Below are 19,997 nucleotides of genomic sequence, written 5' to 3'. Positions count from 1 at the left end.
ATATTTTTTTATCCGCTCAATTTCGATTTTCCATCAGCTTCTGTTAAATTGTTTACTATTCTCATTTGCTTGCACGGATAGCAGACTATGCCTTATCAATGCCCTCTTACGTTCAATGACGAACAAATTGAAATCTGCGAATTAAAAAATCAGCTCGAAATCTTCACGCAGTATCAAAAAAATGAATTTCTGAACCACCACCCCGTCACCGATTTGGTTCTACTGCGTTCCGAATACATGGATTTACTTCTCAATCGTTTGTGGGAAAATTTCGGATTCAACAAACTGCCTCATATTTCACTGGTCGCTGTGGGCGGTTATGGTCGTGGCGAACTGCATCCTTTGTCCGACATTGATATTCTTATCGTCTCGCAAAAAACATTGCCACCAGCGCTCGGCGAGAAAGTCAGCCAATTCATCACCCTACTCTGGGATCTAAGATTAGAAGTCGGCCACGCCGTGCGCACCATTGCCGAATGTCTTGAGATCGGCATTGATGATTTAACCGTTGCGACCAACCTTCAAGAATCGCGATTGTTGTGTGGCAGTGAAGACACCTTCCAAGAGCTAAAACTGAAGATTCACTCCGATTCATTTTGGCCAAGTGAAACCTTCTACAAGGCTAAGATTCAAGAACAGAGAGAGCGTCACGCTCGCTACCACGACACCACTTACAATCTAGAGCCGGACATTAAATCGACTCCGGGCGGGCTCAGAGACATCCATACCCTGAGCTGGGTTGCGCGTCGCCATTTCGGTGCGACCTCTTTGTTAGAGATGAGTAAATACGGCTTTCTAACCGATGCGGAGTATCGTGAATTAGTTGAGTGCCAAGATTTCCTATGGCGAGTTCGTTTTGCACTGCACATTGAACTGCGCCGTTACGACAACCGCCTCACCTTTGCCCATCAAGCTCAAGTCGCTGAACATCTGGGTTATACGGGTGAAGGGAATCGTGGTGTTGAGATGATGATGAAGGAGTTCTACCGAACCCTTCGTCGTGTTGCTGAACTGAATAAGATGCTGCTTAAGCTGTTCGATCAAGCGATCATCAATGGCGGTCAAACCCAAGACGCTGAGATTCTCGACAATGACTTTCAACGCAGAGGTTCGTTGATCGAAGCGCGTAAGCCAGCACTATTCCAAGCAAGACCAGAAACCATTCTCGATATGTTTATCCATATTGCCAATGACTCGACTATCGAAGGGGTAAGTCCACCAACATTACGACAGTTGCGAACGGCGCGTCGCCGATTGAACCGATTTCTGCATACCATTCCTGAAGCACGCGACAAGTTTATGGATCTAGTTCGCCACCCAAATGCTCTGCACAAGGCCTTTAGCTTAATGCACAAGTTGGGCGTACTCTCGGCGTACTTACCGCAGTGGAGCCAAATCGTTGGTCAGATGCAGTTTGACCTATTCCATGTTTACACTGTGGATGAGCACAGTATCCGCCTGCTCAAGCACATCAACCGCTTTGGTCAAATCGAAAACCACGATAAACACCCTATTTGCTGTGAAGTGTACCCACGCGTGCAGAAGAAAGAGTTGCTGATCCTTGCCGCTATCTTCCATGACATCGGCAAAGGCCGCGGCGGAGACCACTCTGAGATAGGTGCAGTTGAGGCTTACTCTTTCTGTATTGAACATGGGCTCTCAAAGCCAGAAGCCAAACAAGTGGCGTGGTTGGTACAAAATCACCTATTGATGTCAGTAACGGCTCAACGTCGTGATATCTACGACCCAGATGTGATCACCGAATTCGCCAAAAAAGTGCGTGATGAAGAATCACTCGAACTACTGGTTTGTTTAACCGTTGCCGATATCTGTGCGACTAACCCTGAGTTATGGAACAGTTGGAAACGAACCCTGTTAGCTGAGCTATTCCACTCGACGCAGCGAGCACTGCGCCGCGGCTTGGAAAACCCTGTTGATGTCAGAGATCGTATTCGTCATAACCAACAAATGGCGTCAGCTTTGCTACGTAAAGAGGGATTCACCGCTCGTGAAATTGAAGTGTTATGGCAACGCTTCAAAGCCGATTATTTTTTGCGTCACACACATAAACAAATCGCTTGGCACTGTGAGCACTTACTTCGCCTAGAAGACCCAAGCCAACCGTTAGTGCTGATCAGTAAGAAAGCGACGCGTGGTGGCACAGAAGTGTTCGTTTACTGTAAAGACCAAGCGGCACTGTTTGCGACCGTGGTTGCCGAACTCGACAGACGTAACTTTAACGTTCATGACGCGCAGGTCATGGTCAGCAAAGATGGTCATGTTTTGGATACCTTTATCGTACTAGACCAACACGGCGAAGCGATTGATGAAGCAAGACACAAAGCCGTTGCTAAACATCTGACTCATGTATTGGCTGATGGCCGTCCGACTAAGATTAAGACGCGTCGCACGCCACGTAACTTGCAACACTTTAAGGTCAAAACCTTAGTTGAGTTCCTACCAACCAAGAGCAAGAAGCGCACCTTGATGGAGTTAAGAGCTCTTGATACGCCGGGGTTATTGGCTCAAGTAGGTGCAACCTTCGCGGAACTAGACATCAACTTACACGGTGCAAAAATCACCACCATAGGTGAGCGAGCAGAGGATCTGTTTATTCTGACCAGTGAAGCAGGTGGAAGACTGTCTGAAGAACAAGAACAGGCGCTAAGAGAACGATTAACCGAGCACGTTTCGGAACTCGCACCTTAGAAAGCGAATTCAGTCTAAAAGCAGGTTTAATAACCAAATAAGTGTGGGCAAAGATAGAGAGCGATCTTGCCCACAACTTACAATCAATTCACAGATATCAACTATCTAGCTCGTCGTTAGGCTGCTACATTGATCAAGTCAATTACATAAAAGTATTACATTCATAACCTAGAGGTCGCTTATGTATCCAAACCTCACTGGCTTAGGTATCCACGAACCTAAACAGATTGAACGTTACTCCCTTCGCCAAGAAGCGCACAAAGATATCCTGAAGATTTACTTTCGTAAGCAGAAAGGTGAACTGTTCGCGAAAAGCGTTAAATTTAAGTACCCACGACAAGTAAAAAGTGTGCTTGTTAGCGGTGGCAATAATCAATACAAAGAAGTGACAGAGATTAACCGCAACCTCACTCTTGTGATTGATGAGCTCAACAAGATCACCAAACCGACGCCAACGGCTGAAGTGGATGTGAAGCAGAAGATCCTTACCGACTTACGCCATCTAGAGAAAGTGGTATCAAGTAAGATCGCTGAGATCGAAGCCGATCTAGAAAAGCTAAAATGATCCCGCGACTAACTAACTAACTAACTAACTAACTAACCAACATTAGTTATAACGTTAAGGTTATACAGATACAAAAAGGGCTGATATCACTATCAGCCCTTTGTTTTTTATTCTATTTTCTCTATTCACTTAGACTCGCGATTGCTTAAAACACGCGTGACTTACTTAGACAAGCAAGTTTGAGCATCGATTAAGTTAGTATCCCACTCAAAGGTTTCAAACAACCTTAGCCAAGTTTCATCAAGATTGGCTTTCATCACCAACTCTTCTTTTGTGAAAGGATGGATAAAGCGAAGCTCAGAAGCGTGCAACAACAAACGATGCGAATCTAAATCATCACGGAACAGTCGGTTGTGCTTACCATCACCATGTGAGGTATCACCGACAATCGGATGTCTTAGGTGAGCCATATGACGACGTAACTGATGTTTGCGGCCTGTCTTTGGCATCATCTCAACCAAGCAGTAGCGGCTGGTTGGAAAACGTCCTGTTGTGTATGGTACTTCTACTTTTGCTAGCGGTTCATAGACTGTCACCGCCTCTTGCGCTTCTTTGTCTTCTTTCGCGAACTTATCTGCGATCTTATCCAGCTCAACCTTAAGTGCATAATCGAGCGTATCGCCCTCTTCTATCCAACCACGGACAATCGCATGATAGGTTTTTTGCATCTCATGATTAGCGAACATTGGCATCACCTGTGAAGCAACCTCACTCGACAACGCAAATACCAACACACCCGATGTCGGTCTGTCTAGGCGGTGTAATGGAAATACATGCTGACCAATTTGATCGCGCAATGTCTGCATAACAAATTGCGTTTCGTGTTTATCCAGCCATGAACGATGCACTAGCATGCCTGCGGGCTTATTCACCGCGACAAAATACTCATCTTGATAAATGATCTCTAACATTACGCGCATACCTCATCAATGCTCTGAATCGTCACTAGCAGTTCGACTTTGTCTGCCTCATTTTTCCACACTTCAACAAAATAAGGATGGATAGCAAAGCCTTTCGGTAGGCTCATTTGGGCATCCATCATTGCGTTGATCTTAACGATAAAGATCCACTGCAACCACTCTTCTGGCTTTAGAGAATCGATAGCAAAAGGCTCAACGCTCGCCAGAGCTTCATCCGAAGGCGGAAGCGTGCTCCAAAGGGAACATTGGCGCATTTGTTGTTCTAATTGTTGAAGTAAAAGAGGTAACTTTGTGGCTGCTGTCATTTTTCACCAAGTTATTTATCTAGTGACCTTGAAATTGGGGCATAGAGTACCATCTATTTAGGAAAGAAAGTTAGGAGCTTTATTACTATGGAAACGATTCACACGCTCACTCAGTTACTAAAGAATAGCGGTTGCCAATACGATATCTACGACCTAGGTCGTCGTATTCAGAAGATCGACAACACCTTATTCTCTGATGTTGAGCAAGGGAAACAGCCGTACCCATTTCCACTTCAGAAACAAGCTCACTTAGCGATTAGTTACTGGAACGAACACAAGCAACCGTGGATCTGGTTCCTAAAATTCAAACTGGACGAAAGAGGCCTATTACATCAAGGTGATGTCGGCAATTTCCTTAAGTTTGTTATCGAAGCGATGGGCACACGTTTGAACGGTGAGATCAGCGAAGAGCAACAACAAAAGCTGTCAAACAACCCATATACCTTCAAGCCTTCAGAAGACAAAATGGCCGTGTTCCATAGCCAAGTAAGAGCAGGTTTAGACCTTGCAACGAGCCAATACTACGAACACGCTCAACACTACTTCACTGGCGATCTAGGCTGGGACAACTGGAAAACCGTTGGCCTACAAGGCATCACTGATATGTGTGCTCGTTTAGGCAGCCAACAAAATGGTGTCGCGATTCGCAAGGCATTGAATAAACTGCCATCAGAACCTCTATACGCAACACTAGGGGCGCTTGAGCACACGCAAATCAATGACAAGCTGGCTCAACGCTTACAAGAGATGGCAGAGAATGAGATTAACAGCCAAGAGCCGGATCTGTTCTTACTGTCGGCACTGGTACGTGCCCTTTCTGGCGCAGAGCAAAGCACAACGAATTCCGTAATTAACCAAGTACTGGCGAGCCCGCGCTTAAGTCACCAAGAAGTATTGATTGGTTTGGCTGGTCGCAGCTGGCACGCACTGCAAGATCCAGCGATTGCTGAGCAATTCTTGCTACGCCTCGCACAAACAGGCAACCAGAACCTGTTCAATCAGTTATTTGCAGATTTAGTGATGATTCCGACACTAAGAATGGTATTTTTGCCGTTGTTGAATTCGAACCCATCACCAGAACTTGCCAATGCACTTGTTGAATTACAACAAGCGGCTAAGTCGCAATAGATCAGACTGAACGCTCAGTAGCTCATAAGAAAAAGCTCAAATCACGAACGGAATAGAGAGATAAAAGGAAGTATGGATTAAATGATAGATAATTTATTGGCTATTTTGATGCTGTGCTTCTTTTGCTTTCTGTTTTGGCAGCAGCGCAGGCAATCCGAGCTTGCGAAAGCTGCCATTGCGAGAAAATGTAAAGAGCTCGACTTACAGCTATTAAGTGTTGCCTTTAGTGGTCATAAACTTAAGATGCGCCATGAGCTCACCACTATTTGGCGCTGGCACACCGTGTATCAATTTGAGTTTTCAGCGTTGGGTGATGACCTGTACCAAGGGAAACTGACCATGGTGGGTTTCCGTTCTATGCGGTTTGAGCTACAGCCTCATAGAATGTAACGTCGCAATACTCGGTATAACGATATTCATGATAAGGGCCAAACTGATCTTGTTTGGTCTCTTTAAATGCAAAGCCTAATTTTTCTAATAGCTTAATCGATGGGTTGTGTCCGACATTCACAGTCGCAACAACATTCGTTAGACGCTCTTCAAAGCGCACTAAACTAAAGAAAGGTTTTAGTACCTCACTAGCAAAGCCTTGATTCCAGTATTCTTTATCCAAAATAAAACCAAGTTCATGCTCACCCTTTTCCGATGAAACAAAGACATGTCCAAGATATTCACGGGTTTGGTTGTGGATGATCGCGCGGCAGAAGCCGACGTTATCTTGCAGTATTTCTTGAAAAAGATGCTTCGCAGAGGCGACAGAGTGAGGCCCGTTCATTTCAGCACGATTAATGGGGCAGCAATTTAACTTGATAAAGTCGAGTTCTAGCTGTTCAGTATAAGGTACCAACAGCGTTCTTGAGGTTGCTATCGTCATAAAACACTCCTTGTGTTGACCATTAGCAGAAAAGCAGATGTTGCGCCTTAGATGAAAAAGCTCTCGATTAAAAAGAGCCACCTAGACAGAGGAAGCCTCAGAAAAAGAAAAGCCCCGACACCGAAGTGTCAGGGCTAGGGTCTTACTCGCAGCAGTCCGGCTACTAATTAATGCTCCATGCATCATCCATAATAGTGGCTGTAATCCTTCAGCTCTTTCCTTTACTTCGCCGTCCTAGCGGTGTCCAATCATCCTGAAAGCTAACAATCCTAGTTAGCGCACATCACTTGTTCCGTGAGCGGTGTCCTTTACATCGTCCTGATGCTAATCCAACCCTTTAATCCTAAAGGTGTCCATTGTCATTCCGTTGCAGCTAACTTCCTGTTAACTGGCTGTATCCCTACAATGTCCTTACGCTCCATGCTTGATCACTCTATCCTAAGTAACCAAATCTTCATCCTGAAGATAACCAAATCCTTGGTGCTTTCCTGTTCCGTGTCAGAATCCTTCCGACAAGGTTTAATTTACGCGATTTAGGATTTCGGACAATAGATTTGCATCACATTTTGAATTCAAGAAAGTTGTTAATTATATAAAACAATTAAAATTCAACACGTTAACCATATGCACATCAATCTCTCTAGCGATGTATTCGTGTTATCTCACAGCCTTTGTAAGAGATCTCTCACAAGCCATGGGCGGTTTTATGATTCGCTATCATTCACCAGAGCGAGTAAAATGACCAAAGACTAAAAATGGAGGTCAACATGCTGACAAAAGATGTTTCTGAAGAGTTGAAATCAGTGCTTGAAGGACTACAAGCGCAAGGGAAAGAGCCGACAGTCGCTTTAGTTAAGGCTCGTATGAGCACATCTGTTCCGATGCCCGCTTTAATCACGACTATCAAGAGCTGGAAAAGCGCAAATCGTGTTCCTAAAGTTGAAGTCGCGACCCAAGAAGAGCCAGCACTTGATCGTGTTAGCCAGCTAGAAAAGCAAATCCTTGAACTCACCGCTCGCGTTGCTACGCTTGAAGCCAAGTTAACTGAGCAATAAGTTGACCGATAAATAAGCTAACAGAGAAATAGAACACTATGAAGATATGGGTTGATGCGGACGCTTGTCCAAAGGTTATCCGAGAAACAATCGTACGCGCAGCTGAGCGCACAGGGGTTGAATGTACCTTTGTGGCAAACCATCTGGTTCCCGTTCCTAAACGCAATAACATTCACTCGATTCAAGTGCCAAGCGGATTTGATATTGCTGATGATGAAATCGTAAAACGCACTGAACCCGGTGATCTTGTGATTACATCCGATATCCCTCTGGCTGACGAAGTGATCACCAAAGGTGGGCAAGCGCTCAGCTCTCGTGGTGAGCTTTACACCAAAGAGACCATCAAAGCGCGTCTGAACATTCGTGACTTTATGGATACTATGCGCTCAAGTGGCATCCAAACGGGTGGACCAAGTGCCCTTTCTCAAACCGACCGTCGTGAGTTTGCCAACCACCTCGATCGCCTGCTAGCCAAACGTTAACCACAACCTTCCTAACGACGAAACCTTTGATATTCGTTCTTAATAGCTGTAGCCCCGATGAAATTTTAATCGACATACTCCGTTCTTGATATTTATTACAATAACGGAGTATTGATTATGGTTCGTCGAATCACCCTCTCACTATCCATTCTTTTTGGCAGCACCCAAATATCTTTTGCCGATGAAAACTTTGCCGGCGAAGGCTTTGCCGATAAAGACCTTGCCAATAAAGAGTTTGGAATCATCGGAGGCAGCATCACCTATGGTGAAAGTGTTTTCTCAACTAAAAGTGCCCCTCAATTTGGCGCGACACCCAACCTATTCTACTCAGGCCCAAAAGGCTTTATTGATGGCAGCTTAGCCAATTGGCAACTGCTCCCTTACGTCGGGCTATCTGGAAGCTGGCGCTTTGCTGAGGTGTCAGACACTTTTGTCGACCTACCTAATGGCATTCAAGACAGAGATGGTAATGGAGAGCTGGGGATAACGTTAGGTACGGTAGGCGCACGACTTACCTACTTACACGATGTGACTTCAGAACATAGCGGCTACGAAGTTCAGCTTCACTTAGGCAGAACATTAGAAACCTGGACGCAGCCATTCACCATTACGCCCTACCTAGAAATCGATTATCGTGACAAGAAACTGTCCAATCACCTTTATGGTATTTCTAACACCGAAGCTTCTGCCTCGGGACTAAACCAGTTTGATGCGGAGTCGACGTTTGTTTATCAAGCGGGGTTGATCGGGCTCTATGAGTTCACGCCAACTTGGATTGGTATCGCTCGAGCAGACTTAATTCATCACGACAGCGACAGCGCTTTGATACAACGAGATTTAGGCTGGTCATTTGAATTTGGGGTTACCTATCGTTTCGCCGGATTATGAGTTTACTCGTCCAAATAAACGAGTCAACCTATTTTACATGCACCATTTTGAAATTGGTCAAGATGGTGCTCCAAGCCTTATCCCAACAACGATATACACTTAACACATATCAGATATTGAAACGGATCATTACCTCCTCGTAGCGCAGACATGGATACTCCCTCTTTTAGTGAACACATGAGTGCACCATGCTACGTAAAACAACGACTATTTTTGGCTCGTTGCAATGGATCTGCTCCCTGCTCCTTGGGTTCTCTTCTACTTCTTTAGCGCAAGAAGATACCGTTACCCCCTCAACATCAGACAACAAAGATAGCGGATTATTTTCACTGCTTGGGGGCCCGGCTTACATGCCAGAAACGGGCTTTATGCTTGCCATCGGTGGATTGTACTCATTTAACACGACACCTGAACAACCGAGTAAAACTCAACGATCTTCCATCACATTAGTGGGTATCGCCAATGAGATGGATAGCGGCGTCGGTTTTGGTGTTCGCTCTAAACAAAAAATATTTTCTCCACAGAATAAACTGCGCTACTTCGGCCAATTGTCGATGGGCAAACAAAGCTTGTACTATTTCGGTACTGGTTATCAGTCAGGGGCCAATAGCGGTAAAGATGAAGAGAACTTAGTCGACTATGACTTCGTCACCTACAACGCTGATCTCGGAATGCACTTGGGTAACAACATTTACCTAGGGCCAATACTTCGCCTGCAGTACAAAAAGGCGATTGAAGAATCTATTTCATCAAACGTCGCTCAAGATACCGATTTTATCTACGGTCAAGATAACCCCTTCACGCTCGGGGTAGGTATAGCCTTACAGTGGGATACCCGCGACATCGCAGTAAATGCTCGTCAAGGTCAGTTTCTGAGCCTTGAATATGCGAGCTACCAAGATAACTTTGGCAGTGATTCCAATTTTGAAAAAGCTGAAGCCGATTACCGTCTGTACTGGACACCAATCAAAGGCTCCACCTTGGCTTTTCTCAATACTGCAAACTTAAGCGCAGGCGACGTTCCCTATTACGAACTACCAACCTTTGGCGGCCAAGATTCCATGCGTGGCATCTATTACGGACGCTACCGTGATATGCACAGCGTCGAGCACACCATGGAGTATCGCCAGTCATTTATGAGCAATGGTGATTACACAAAACACGGCTTTACGATGTGGGCCGGTCTCGCAACAACGGCTGAAAACACCAATGACCTGTATCAGGATAAAATTTACAGCTATGGCGTTGGCTATCGTTATGAACTCCAACCTCGTATGAACGTTCGTGTCGACCTCGGCTTTGGCTCCAATGATGCACAAGGCCTTTACCTGTCGATCAACGAAGCGTTTTAAGAGGTCACAATGACAAAGTTTATAACGTTAAGTGCGGTTGTCGCATTGGCTATCGGCGCAACGTCAAGTCGGGCAGAAGAAAGTGCACGAGTCGATTTTCCTGATGCCGAAACACAGCAGAAGCTCAATAAGAAGTGGCAACACGCTTTACCTTTTCATGCCCAAAAGGCCATTGATCTCGGTTATGCCCTGCCTCTACCATTTTCTCTTTCATTCATCGGTAACGCTTCTGCGCAAAATATCGAAATGTATGATTTGGGCGTGCAAGTCGGCGACGTAAATTTAGGAGACAGATACGATCTTTCGCAGGTGTCATTTGGCGAACCTGAAATCGAGAGCAAAAGCATGCAGCTGCGCGCTGCGGCTTGGGTGTTTCCCTTCCTACAAATGGGCGTACATGTCGGGCGTTTCTCGGGTGGTACTCAATTAACAGCCAAAATACCGACCTCACTCTTTAAAGCTTGCGAAAAACACTCAAATTTACCCATTTGCTCTAAAGAATCCATCAACACTCCAGAGTTTTACCCGGATGTGGAAGGCACTAACTGGGGGTTCTCGATGAATATTGTCGGTCAGGTTGGAGATTTCACTTATGTACTTCCGGCCAGTATGACGCACTCTCGCACCGACGATGAGCGCACTAACACTAAAACCATGTTGTTCAGCCCTCGAGTTGGCCAACTTATTCAAACTGAAAACTGGGGTAACATTTTCCCTTATGTGGGTGCCGCTTACATGCACAGCGAAGGGCTAACGCAAGAAAACAACGCGTTAGGTGTAGATGGGCTGTCGTATCAATTATCTCAACAAAGCGCAGAAGACTACTCTGCGATAATCGGAGCAAATTGGAATATCACAAAAACTTACGGAGCAAACCTTGAATTCATTGGTGGTCCGGGCAGAAAAATCGTCAATGTCATCATGACTTACTCCTACTAGTTCCCGGCGACATAACGAAAAAAAACCTGCGATAAACGCAGGTTTTTTTGTTCTCTATAAGAGAGCTATCTGTCAGCAAGATTTGTCTATAGGAACAAGTCATCTACAGACAAATCTGAACCTTAAGACTAAGGCGTGTAGTACGTTGCAGCGCCCGGACCTACTGGTAGGCCAAATACGAATACCCAAACGTAGAACATTAAGCTCCAACCAACCAAGAATACGATTGAGTATGGAAGCATAGTTGCAATCAAAGTACCGATACCTAGGTTCTTCATGTAACGCGTCGCTACAGCAAGGATAAGACCAAAGTAGCTCATCATTGGCGTAATGATGTTGGTTGTTGAATCACCGATACGGTAAGCCGCTTGAATCGTTTCAGGCGCGTAACCTACTAGCATTAGCATTGGAACGAAGATTGGCGCTGTTACTGCCCACTGAGCAGAAGCTGAACCGATCATCAGGTTAATGAAGCCACACATTAGGATGAATGCGAAGAACAACATTGGACCCGTTAGGCCGATATCTTGTAGGAAAGTCGCACCAGCAACTGCGAATACTTGGCCGAAGTTAGTCCACTTGAAGAAAGCAACAAACTGAGCAGCGAAGAACACAAGTACGATGTACATGCCCATTGAAGACATAGACTTAGACATTGCGTTGATTACATCACGGTCTGTTTTCATTGTGCCGGTAACTTTACCGTAAACAAAACCAGGAACTGCGAAGAATACGAAGATGAACGCTACGATACTTTTTAGGAATGGAGAACCTGAAACCGTACCTGCTGCTGAACGTAGAACACCATCAGCTGGAACAATCGTCCAAGCAAGAAGCGCTGAAACCGCTAGCACTGCGATACCCGCAAGCTTAAGGCCTTTCTTCTCAACGTCTGTTAGCTTGCCCATTGAATCATTTGATAAATCTTCAGACGCTTCTTCGTCATTGTATTTACCCAGTTTTGGTTCAACAATCTTCTCAGTTACAAATGCACCTGTAATCGCGATGAAGAAAGTAGAAACAAACATGAAGTACCAGTTTGATTCAGGACCAACGCTGTAAGTCGGGTCGATCATTTGTGCTGCTGTTTCTGTGATACCAGAAAGCAGTGGGTCAACCGTACCGATTAGAAGGTTTGCAGAGTAACCACCAGATACACCAGCAAATGCTGCCGCTAGACCTGCTAATGGGTGACGACCCAAAGAGTGGAAAAGCATTGCTGCAAGCGGGATAAGTACTACATAACCAAGCTCTGAAGCCGTGTTAGAGATAATACCGGCAAAAACTACGGTTACCGTAACCATGCGCTTAGATGCGCCCATTACCATGCCACGCATCGCCGCAGATAATAGACCTGAGTGCTCAGCAATCGCTACACCTAGCATTGCAACAAGCACGGTACCTAATGGCGCAAAGCCAACAAAGTTTGTCACTAGATTAGTAACAATGAGCTGTAAGCCTTCAGCATTAAGTAAGCTTACAACGTAGATCATGCCGTCAGCAGCACGACCTGGAGCACCTTCTGGACGAGGGTCCATAACAGAGACTTCAAAATATCCAGCGATACCTGAAGTAACTAGAATAGCGACACAGAAGATTGCGAAAAGAGTGATCGGGTGGGGTAATAGGTTCCCCAAATATTCAACACCATCGAGAAAACGGGTAAAAATAGGTTTCTTTGGCGAGTTGTTTTTTATTGAAGCTGATGAACTCATCAGTTCCCTCCTTGTAGTGATTCCTATGCAATTGTGACAAAAATGTTCAAATTGCCAGCGAAGGGTACGCGACAAAATTATCAATTAGAAATTCAAAATGTTACAAAATGTGTAACAAACGACAATTTTTAACTCTATTTGAACAATTAATTAGCAAATAAATCTACATTAAATACAAAATCTAGATTTATAATTCACAAATATACATTCACTACAAATATAACTGATAATATAACCCATTGATTCACTTGAAAATAAAACACGCCATACTCTAAGTTAATACGCAATATTCTGCTAGGTTCTTCTCGAGGGAAAAGAAAAACAGACAAATGAATGAAGTTTGACTTTCCCCTCGTTTTTACACTCGCGTCACATCAATTTGACTGACTATTTCTGAACCGCTTTGAATCTCGGATTGGTTTTGCAGATAACATAATGACGACCTCTGCGCTTTACTATCTGGCAATCAGGATGGCGGCTTTTCGCGCTTTTAAGTGATTTCACAACTTTCATTCTATTTCGCTCCCTTACCTAATTGACCAAAACGACGTGTGAAGTTCGCAACACGTCCTTCTTTATGCAGCACTCGTTGTTTACCCGTATAGAAAGGATGAGACTTTGACGACACCTCAATCGTGAAGTAAGGATAAGTATTGCCGTCTTCCCATTCGATAGTACGGTCTGTTTTTAGCGTTGAGCCGATTAAGAAGTACTCATCGACACTGGTGTCATGAAAAACCACGGGACGGTAATCTGGATGGATATTCGGTTTCATTGTATTTCCCTTAAATAACTAATTTGATATGTTATAACATTGCAAATGATAATTATTATCAAAAGAAAAACAAGCGATTTTATGATATTTTTCCGTCTTAATCGTAATCAGAGAACACCCAACTATGTACACCATTGAACCTGTTGGCTTTATTGAGTCTCCTTATAAAGAGAAGTTCGCTGTGCCAAGACAGCCTAGGTTGGTACCCACATCCACCTCAAGAGTCAGGTTGGTTGATGCAGCAAACTGCCTTGAGTCTGTTCGTGATATCGAGCAATTTAGCCATGTTTGGTTACTATTTCTGTTCGACAAGAACCTTGAAGCAGGCTGGAAACCAACTGTGAGGCCACCTCGCCTTGGCGGGAATGAACGTATTGGTGTATTCGCGTCTCGTGCCACATTCAGACCGAATGGAATTGGCATGTCTGCGGTTGAACTAAAAGGTGTGTCTCAAGAAAAAGGACAAACTTGGTTGGATCTCGGCAGCGTCGACTTAGTAGACGGTACACCGATCATCGACATCAAGCCTTATATCCCCTACTCAGATTCGATTCCGGATGCATTGGGAGGGTTCGCCGCCGACGAACCAGAGGTGCTCGACGTTAACTTTTCACAGCAAGCGCAAAGTAAGCTCGCAAGCCATCCACAAGCGCGCCATATCATTCAGGTGATCAAAGAAGTATTAGGCCAAGACCCTCGCCCTGCCTATAAGAAAGGTAAGCCTGACAACAAAGAATATGCGGTAAATTTGTTCGATCTTAACGTGAAATTCGTGGTTGAAACGCTTTTCATCAATGTAACTGACATTGAACGCTTTTGAGATCCCAAATAGGCTGATATTATATGCGGCTATATCAGATTTGCTGTGGTCACGAACGACAGCAAGTTTTCTTTTATCAATGATGAAACGGATACCATAGAATGCGTACCAGTAACTACCTTCTTTCTACTCTGAAAGAGACTCCAAACGACGCAGAAGTTATCAGCCACCAGCTGATGCTACGTGCAGGTATGATCCGTAAGCTAGCTTCAGGTTTATATACTTGGCTACCTACTGGTCTACGTGTACTGCGTAAAGTCGAAAATATCGTTCGCCAAGAGATCGATAATGCAGGTGCCGTTGAAATCTTGATGCCCGTAGTTCAACCGTTTGAGCTTTGGGAAGAGACTGGCCGTTCTGAAAAGATGGGTCCTGAGCTACTTCGTTTCACAGACCGTCACTCTCGTCCATTTGTTCTTAGCCCAACAGCTGAAGAAGTGGTAACGAGCCTAGTACGTAACGAGATCAGCTCTTACAAACAGCTACCTCTAAACCTGTACCAAATCCAGACTAAATTCCGTGATGAGCGCCGCCCTCGTTTTGGCGTAATGCGTGCACGTGAATTCTCTATGATGGATGCGTACAGCTTTGATATCGATAAAGAAGGCTTAGAAAAGTCTTACCAAGCGATGCACGATGCTTACTGTAAAGCATTCGACCGCATGGGCCTTGAGTACCGTCCAGTATTGGCAGACTCTGGCGCAATCGGCGGCAGCGGCTCTCAAGAATTCCACGTTCTTGCTGAAAGCGGCGAAGACCTAATCGCATTCTCTTCTGAATCTGATTACGCAGCGAACATCGAGAAAGCAGAAGCACTAGCTCCAACGACTGAAGCGGCAGCGCCAACTCAAGAGATGGAACTGGTTGATACGCCAAACGCAAAAACAATCGCAGAATTGGTAGAGCAACACGGTCTAGCAATCGAGAAGACAGTTAAGACTCTATTCGTTAAAGCTTCTGATGAAGTAGACGCTGATATCATCGCGCTAATCATCCGTGGTGACCACGAACTGAACGAAGTGAAAGCAGAGAACCTTCCACAGGTTGCTTCTCCGCTAGAGATGGCTTCTGAAGAAGAAATCCGTGCACTTGTTGGTGCTGGTCCTGGTTCACTTGGCCCTGTTGGTCTAGAGCTACCATTCATCGTTGACCGTTCTGTTGCTGTAATGAGTGACTTCGGCGCTGGCGCAAACGTAGACGGTAAGCACTACTTCGGCATCAACTGGGGTCGTGACGTTGAACTTGCTCAAGTTGAAGACCTACGTAACGTTGTTGAAGGCGACCTTAGCCCATGTGGTCAAGGTACTATTCAGCTTAAGCGTGGTATCGAAGTTGGTCACATCTTCCAACTAGGTAACACTTACTCTAAAGCAATGAACTGTAACGTGCTTGGTCCTGATGGTAAGAGCGTAATCCTTGAAATGGGTTGTTACGGTATCGGTGTTTCACGTGTTGTTGCATCTGCTATCGAGCAAAACCACGATAAATTCGGTATCACTTGGCCAGACGCACTAGCGCCGTTCCAAGTTGCTATCGTACCAATGAACATGCACAAATCTGAGCGCGTTAAAGAAGCCGCTGAGAAGCTATACGCTGAATTAACCGCTATGGGTATCGAAGTACTATTCGATGACCGTAAAGAACGTCCAGGTGTAATGTTTAAAGATATCGAGCTAGTGGGTATCCCTCACACTATCGTTATCGGCGATCGCAGCATGGACGAAGGTAACTTCGAATACAAAAACCGTCGTACTGGTGATAAAGAAGCTATCGCAATGGACACGGTTATCGAGCACCTTAAGGCTCAACTAGCTTAGTAATCCGATTACTGACTAGATAAACATTGAAAGGCTACCATCAGGTGGCCTTTTTTGTGCCTGTCGTTTCCCTTCTATTTATCCCTAGAGTAAATAACGTAAGTTAATCCCCTGTTCATCTTCAAATCCGTATATTGGTGTCATCAACTTTTTGGACATGCTCACCATTGGAGGTATCGATGGATATCAAAAGCTTACTGAACCAAGCACTTAAATCAGATCTCGTTAAACAAGGCACTCAGAAACTTTCACAAGGGTCTTCAAGTTTAAGTAGCCTTTCTCAAGGCAGCAATGGCAAGAGTAGCAGTAAAAGTACGCTCGGAGCCTTCGGTGCAGGCGCAGTTGGCGGCGGACTGTTAGGTGCGTTAATGGGCTCTAAGAAAACCAAGAAAATGGGTAAGAAAGCCGCTGGCATTGGTGGCGCTGCAGCACTTGGTGCTCTCGCTTATAAGGTCTACAACGACTACCAGTCTAAACAAGGCCAAACACCAAATGCCGAGCAAGCTCAATTTGATGAGAACGACTCAAACCATAGCGTGCTAATTCTCAGATCGATGATTGCAGCATCCAAAGCGGATGGTCATGTTGATGAAGAAGAGATGGCCAAGATTGAGCAAGCCGTCGAAAACATGGGTGCCGATTATCAGCTGACTAAATTGGTCTCTGAAGAACTGTACAAACCGCTCGATCCAAGCGAAATCGCTCAGCTCGCGACCTCACCTCAACAAGCGAGTGAGATCTATTTAGCGTCTTTGATTGTCGCGGATGAGCAGAACTTCATGGAGAAGGCTTACCTCAAAGAGTTAGCCAAGCAACTCAACCTTGCTGATGAAGTTACTTATCAACTTGAACAGCAAATCTCTGGTTAAGCCGTCAATATCTGGCTAATCGGCAAGCTAGCAAAGTGATACATTGAGCATCAACAGAATGAGATATTGAGCAAGAACAAACTAACTCTGAACTTAATCAGATCCACTTTGTTTTTGCTTATCTCTATGTGTATATTGAGATCAGTTATCATTTGGTTAGGTATAAAAATGAAAGTATACGATTGTTGTGATTTGGTGCGTGAACTGTATTCTCAAATTGGCAGTGGCGACCAAGGCTATATCCCTAAAGCGATCACCTGCGCGGTAAAAACATTGAACGACCTTGCTGCAGATGAATCTCTTCCTAAAGAAGCGCGTGAGCGTGCAGCATTTGCCGCTGCAAACCTACTGATCTCAGATTTCGAGGACTAATATGAACCTCGCTAATTTTGAAAAAATGGATCCTGTAATGTTGATGAGTATCGTCAACATGAAGCTACGTGACGACTTCGGTGGTGATTTGGATCGAGTGGTCAACTTCTACGAGATCGACAAAGCAGCATTGATCGCTAAACTTGCGTCTGCTGGTTTTGAGTTCCTTCCAGAAGCCAAACAGTTTCGATAGTCATTTAGAACACGCTTGATTTTGAAAGGCCAACCTCAGTGTTGGTCTTTTTTATTGGTGATACGTATTGGATAAACATGTAGTTAGCCAGTTATAAATTATCTGTCTACATCTATACTTTTATATCTTAGAGTCAACGAACGCTCCTTGAACCAAAGCGTATTGTTGTATAGGCTACCTGAAATAGCATATAAAACTCATCACCCAATCTGATGATAGCGAAGGATTAACAATGAAAAGACTCGGACTTTTGGCAGTTTTCGCTGCAACACTGACTGCAGGTTGCGCTTCAAATACACAGCAAGACAATTTTCGTGAAGCCTCTTTTGAGCTGTGTAACACCGAAGTCGATATTTACTCAGTAAGCCATGATGAAAGAGTACGCATTGTCTGCTCTGATGGCTCTAAATTCGCTTTAAACAACGAAGACACGCTAGAAGTGATGCGTGATATCAACATCGACTACTGTGACGGCGAAGGCTTAGGCAAATTCAACGAGAGCCGCCATTATTACTCATTCAAGTGTAAGTCTGGCACCCTGCTTAGCATCAGAAAGTAGAGCCAACATAAGAAAACCACAAAGGGTTGATGTGCAAGCATCAGCCCTTTTTAGTACCCGCCTTTCTGTATTCTCAGATCACTCAACTCTCATACCGACAAATACAAAAAAGGCCCCAACAGGGACCTTTTAAACTCTTTTTCAAAGTAGTCGTTTGAAATTCTAGGAGAGCACGCGGAGCTTACGGATGTAAGTGAGCATGCTCGACAACGAAGTTCAAATTACTACGCAGAAAAATTATGCGTAAACCGGTAGACGCTTACAGATATTTAGTACTTTTGCTTTCGTTGCTTCGATAACAGACTCATCGCCCATGTTATCTAGGATGTCACAGATCCAACCTGCTAGCTCTTTCGCGTCTGCTTCTGAGAAACCGCGACGAGTGATAGAAGGAGAACCGATACGGATACCTGAAGTAACGAACGGGCTACGTGGATCGTTTGGTACTGAGTTCTTGTTCACAGTGATGTTCGCTGCACCTAGTGCTGCATCTGCTTCTTTACCTGTGATGTCTTTGTCGATTAGGTCAACTAGGAACAGGTGGTTCTCTGTAGAACCTGAAACGATGTTGTAACCGCGTGCTAGGAATTCAGCAACCATTGCTTTTGCGTTAGCAACTACGCGAGCTTGGTACTCTTTGAACTCTGGCTCTAGAGCTTCTTTGAACGCTACTGCTTTACCAGCGATAACGTGCATTAGAGGACCACCTTGGCCGCCTGGGAATACTGCTGAGTTTAGTTTCTTGTAAAGATCTTCGCCTTCGTTTGAAAGGATAAGACCGCCACGAGGACCAGCAAGCGTTTTGTGCGTTGTCGTTGTTACAACGTGAGCATGTGGAACTGGGTTCGGGTAAACACCTGCAGCGATTAGACCAGCAACGTGAGCCATATCTACGAAGAAGTAAGCACCTACTTTGTCAGCGATTTCACGCATGCGCTTCCAATCACAAACTTGAGAGTAAGCTGAGAAACCACCGATGATCATCTTAGGTTTGTGCTCGATAGCTAACGCTTCCATCTCTTCGTAATCGATTTGACCAGCTTCATCGATACCGTAAGGGATGATGTTGTATAGCTTACCAGAGAAGTTTACTGGAGAGCCGTGAGTTAAGTGACCACCGTGTGCAAGGCTCATGCCTAAAACAGTATCGCCAGCATTCAGTAGTGCCATGTATACAGCGTTGTTTGCTTGAGAACCTGAGTGAGGTTGTACGTTTGCGTATTGAGCGCCAAACAGTTCACATGCACGTTCGATTGCTAGAGTTTCAACTTTATCTACGTACTCACAACCACCGTAGTAACGCTTACCTGGGTAGCCTTCAGCGTATTTGTTTGTAAGTTGAGAACCTTGAGCTTCCATTACACGTGGGCTTGTGTAGTTTTCTGAAGCGATAAGTTCGATGTGCTCTTCCTGACGAAGAGTTTCTTCTTGGATAGCTGCGAATAGATCCGCATCGTAATCAGCAATGTTCATGTCACGCTTAAGCATCTGTATCTCCTGACTCAGATTGTACTGAAAGTTTCAAAAAAACCACACAACGACCGAAAGCAAACGTTTCCGTCACCGTTTTGATGTGACGCATTCTACATAATTTGATCTAGGTCATAAAGAGCTAATTGCAATTTTATCATGCAGTTTTTTCATAATCACATATAAGATT

22 protein-coding genes are annotated in these 19,997 nt (G+C 44.8%); 15 read left to right on the top strand and 7 right to left on the bottom strand.

Features of this window, described 5'->3' with window-relative positions:
- Positions 1-87: 87 nt before the first annotated feature.
- The gene (gene glnD, locus MSG38_RS17430) at positions 88-2,709 is read left to right on the top strand and encodes a bifunctional uridylyltransferase/uridylyl-removing protein GlnD (protein ID WP_050649629.1); all 2,622 of its coding nucleotides are present in this window, start codon (positions 88-90) and stop codon (positions 2,707-2,709) included.
- A gap of 181 nt (positions 2,710-2,890) precedes the next feature.
- Positions 2,891-3,274, top strand: a complete 384-nt coding sequence (locus MSG38_RS17425; protein ID WP_004734354.1) for a DUF3461 family protein — start codon at positions 2,891-2,893, stop codon at positions 3,272-3,274.
- Positions 3,275-3,435: 161 nt separating this feature from the next.
- Here MSG38_RS17425 and truC read toward each other — a convergent pair whose 3' ends face one another.
- Together truC and MSG38_RS17415 are read right to left on the bottom strand one after the other, a co-directional pair.
- A complete protein-coding gene (gene truC / locus MSG38_RS17420; protein ID WP_248402297.1) occupies positions 3,436-4,185 on the bottom strand; it encodes a tRNA pseudouridine(65) synthase TruC in 750 nt (249 codons plus the stop codon).
- The gene (locus MSG38_RS17415; protein WP_248402296.1) at positions 4,185-4,499 is read right to left on the bottom strand and encodes a YqcC family protein; all 315 of its coding nucleotides are present in this window, start codon (positions 4,497-4,499) and stop codon (positions 4,185-4,187) included. The genes truC and MSG38_RS17415 overlap by 1 nt, the downstream gene beginning before the upstream one ends.
- An 87-nt stretch (positions 4,500-4,586) precedes the next feature.
- Between MSG38_RS17415 and MSG38_RS17410 the strand changes: the two genes are divergently transcribed.
- Together MSG38_RS17410 and MSG38_RS17405 are read left to right on the top strand one after the other, a co-directional pair.
- Positions 4,587-5,627 (top strand): DUF3549 family protein, encoded by a 1,041-nt coding sequence (locus MSG38_RS17410; protein ID WP_048606687.1) that lies wholly within the window; start codon positions 4,587-4,589, stop codon positions 5,625-5,627.
- An 81-nt stretch (positions 5,628-5,708) separates the two neighbouring features.
- Entirely contained in the window at positions 5,709-6,017 is a 309-nt protein-coding gene (locus tag MSG38_RS17405) for a DUF3301 domain-containing protein (protein ID WP_017060748.1), read from the top strand.
- On the opposite strand, the gene MSG38_RS17400 is transcribed toward MSG38_RS17405, so the two are convergent.
- Positions 5,983-6,501 (bottom strand): GNAT family N-acetyltransferase, encoded by a 519-nt coding sequence (locus MSG38_RS17400; RefSeq protein ID WP_048606689.1) that lies wholly within the window; start codon positions 6,499-6,501, stop codon positions 5,983-5,985. The two genes, MSG38_RS17405 and MSG38_RS17400, sit on opposite strands and share 35 nt — an antisense overlap.
- A 767-nt stretch (positions 6,502-7,268) precedes the next feature.
- On the opposite strand from MSG38_RS17400, the gene MSG38_RS17395 reads away from it, so the two are divergent.
- The 5 genes from MSG38_RS17395 (at position 7,269) to MSG38_RS17375 (ending at position 11,217) form a co-directional block, all read left to right on the top strand.
- Positions 7,269-7,556 carry a hypothetical protein gene (locus MSG38_RS17395; RefSeq protein WP_017110392.1) on the top strand — a complete coding sequence of 96 codons (288 nt, stop codon included), beginning with the start codon at positions 7,269-7,271 and terminating at the stop codon, positions 7,554-7,556.
- Between the two features lie 38 nt (positions 7,557-7,594).
- On the top strand, positions 7,595-8,038 hold the full coding sequence (locus MSG38_RS17390; protein WP_009847429.1) for a YaiI/YqxD family protein: 444 nt from the start codon (positions 7,595-7,597) through the stop codon (positions 8,036-8,038).
- A 117-nt stretch (positions 8,039-8,155) separates the two neighbouring features.
- Positions 8,156-8,926, top strand: a complete 771-nt coding sequence (locus tag MSG38_RS17385) for a MipA/OmpV family protein (RefSeq protein WP_248402295.1) — start codon at positions 8,156-8,158, stop codon at positions 8,924-8,926.
- 188 nt (positions 8,927-9,114) lie between these two features.
- The gene (locus MSG38_RS17380; RefSeq protein ID WP_248402293.1) at positions 9,115-10,278 is read left to right on the top strand and encodes a BamA/TamA family outer membrane protein; all 1,164 of its coding nucleotides are present in this window, start codon (positions 9,115-9,117) and stop codon (positions 10,276-10,278) included.
- A 9-nt stretch (positions 10,279-10,287) separates the two neighbouring features.
- Entirely contained in the window at positions 10,288-11,217 is a 930-nt protein-coding gene (locus MSG38_RS17375; protein ID WP_248402292.1) for a hypothetical protein, read from the top strand.
- Positions 11,218-11,345: 128 nt separating this feature from the next.
- Here MSG38_RS17375 and MSG38_RS17370 read toward each other — a convergent pair whose 3' ends face one another.
- The 3 genes from MSG38_RS17370 to MSG38_RS17360 form a co-directional block, all read right to left on the bottom strand.
- Positions 11,346-12,932 carry an AbgT family transporter gene (locus MSG38_RS17370; RefSeq protein ID WP_048612226.1) on the bottom strand — a complete coding sequence of 529 codons (1,587 nt, stop codon included), beginning with the start codon at positions 12,930-12,932 and terminating at the stop codon, positions 11,346-11,348.
- Positions 12,933-13,319: 387 nt separating this feature from the next.
- Positions 13,320-13,445, bottom strand: a complete 126-nt coding sequence (ykgO, locus tag MSG38_RS17365; protein WP_004734365.1) for a type B 50S ribosomal protein L36 — start codon at positions 13,443-13,445, stop codon at positions 13,320-13,322.
- A gap of 1 nt (position 13,446) precedes the next feature.
- Positions 13,447-13,707: a type B 50S ribosomal protein L31 gene (locus tag MSG38_RS17360; RefSeq protein ID WP_009847432.1), complete on the bottom strand. Its 261-nt coding sequence runs from the start codon at positions 13,705-13,707 to the stop codon at positions 13,447-13,449.
- Positions 13,708-13,831: 124 nt separating this feature from the next.
- Between MSG38_RS17360 and tsaA the strand changes: the two genes are divergently transcribed.
- The 6 genes from tsaA to MSG38_RS17330 all read left to right on the top strand — a co-directional run bounded on the left by tsaA (position 13,832) and on the right by MSG38_RS17330 (position 18,337).
- The gene (gene tsaA, locus MSG38_RS17355; RefSeq protein WP_050619947.1) at positions 13,832-14,527 is read left to right on the top strand and encodes a tRNA (N6-threonylcarbamoyladenosine(37)-N6)-methyltransferase TrmO; all 696 of its coding nucleotides are present in this window, start codon (positions 13,832-13,834) and stop codon (positions 14,525-14,527) included.
- Positions 14,528-14,628: 101 nt separating this feature from the next.
- Positions 14,629-16,344, top strand: a complete 1,716-nt coding sequence (locus tag MSG38_RS17350; protein WP_019821597.1) for a proline--tRNA ligase — start codon at positions 14,629-14,631, stop codon at positions 16,342-16,344.
- Positions 16,345-16,523: 179 nt separating this feature from the next.
- Positions 16,524-17,213 (top strand): tellurite resistance TerB family protein, encoded by a 690-nt coding sequence (locus tag MSG38_RS17345; protein WP_248402291.1) that lies wholly within the window; start codon positions 16,524-16,526, stop codon positions 17,211-17,213.
- Positions 17,214-17,381: 168 nt separating this feature from the next.
- Positions 17,382-17,585, top strand: coding sequence for a YaeP family protein (locus MSG38_RS17340; protein WP_008222923.1), 204 nt, complete (start codon positions 17,382-17,384; stop codon positions 17,583-17,585).
- A gap of 1 nt (position 17,586) precedes the next feature.
- Entirely contained in the window at positions 17,587-17,778 is a 192-nt protein-coding gene (locus tag MSG38_RS17335) for a DUF4250 domain-containing protein (protein ID WP_010436438.1), read from the top strand.
- A gap of 232 nt (positions 17,779-18,010) precedes the next feature.
- On the top strand, positions 18,011-18,337 hold the full coding sequence (locus MSG38_RS17330) for a hypothetical protein (protein ID WP_019819867.1): 327 nt from the start codon (positions 18,011-18,013) through the stop codon (positions 18,335-18,337).
- Between the two features lie 237 nt (positions 18,338-18,574).
- On the opposite strand, the gene glyA is transcribed toward MSG38_RS17330, so the two are convergent.
- The gene (gene glyA / locus MSG38_RS17325; RefSeq protein ID WP_048606700.1) at positions 18,575-19,825 is read right to left on the bottom strand and encodes a serine hydroxymethyltransferase; all 1,251 of its coding nucleotides are present in this window, start codon (positions 19,823-19,825) and stop codon (positions 18,575-18,577) included.
- Positions 19,826-19,997 lie beyond the last annotated feature (172 nt).

Origin of the sequence: Vibrio sp. 1CM24A, assembly GCF_023161725.1 — a bacterium.
GTDB classification, from domain to species: Bacteria; Pseudomonadota; Gammaproteobacteria; order Enterobacterales; family Vibrionaceae; genus Vibrio; species Vibrio coralliirubri.
The sequence above is the reverse complement of the archived record's forward strand: the minus strand, read 5'-3'. Positions and strand labels throughout refer to the sequence as shown.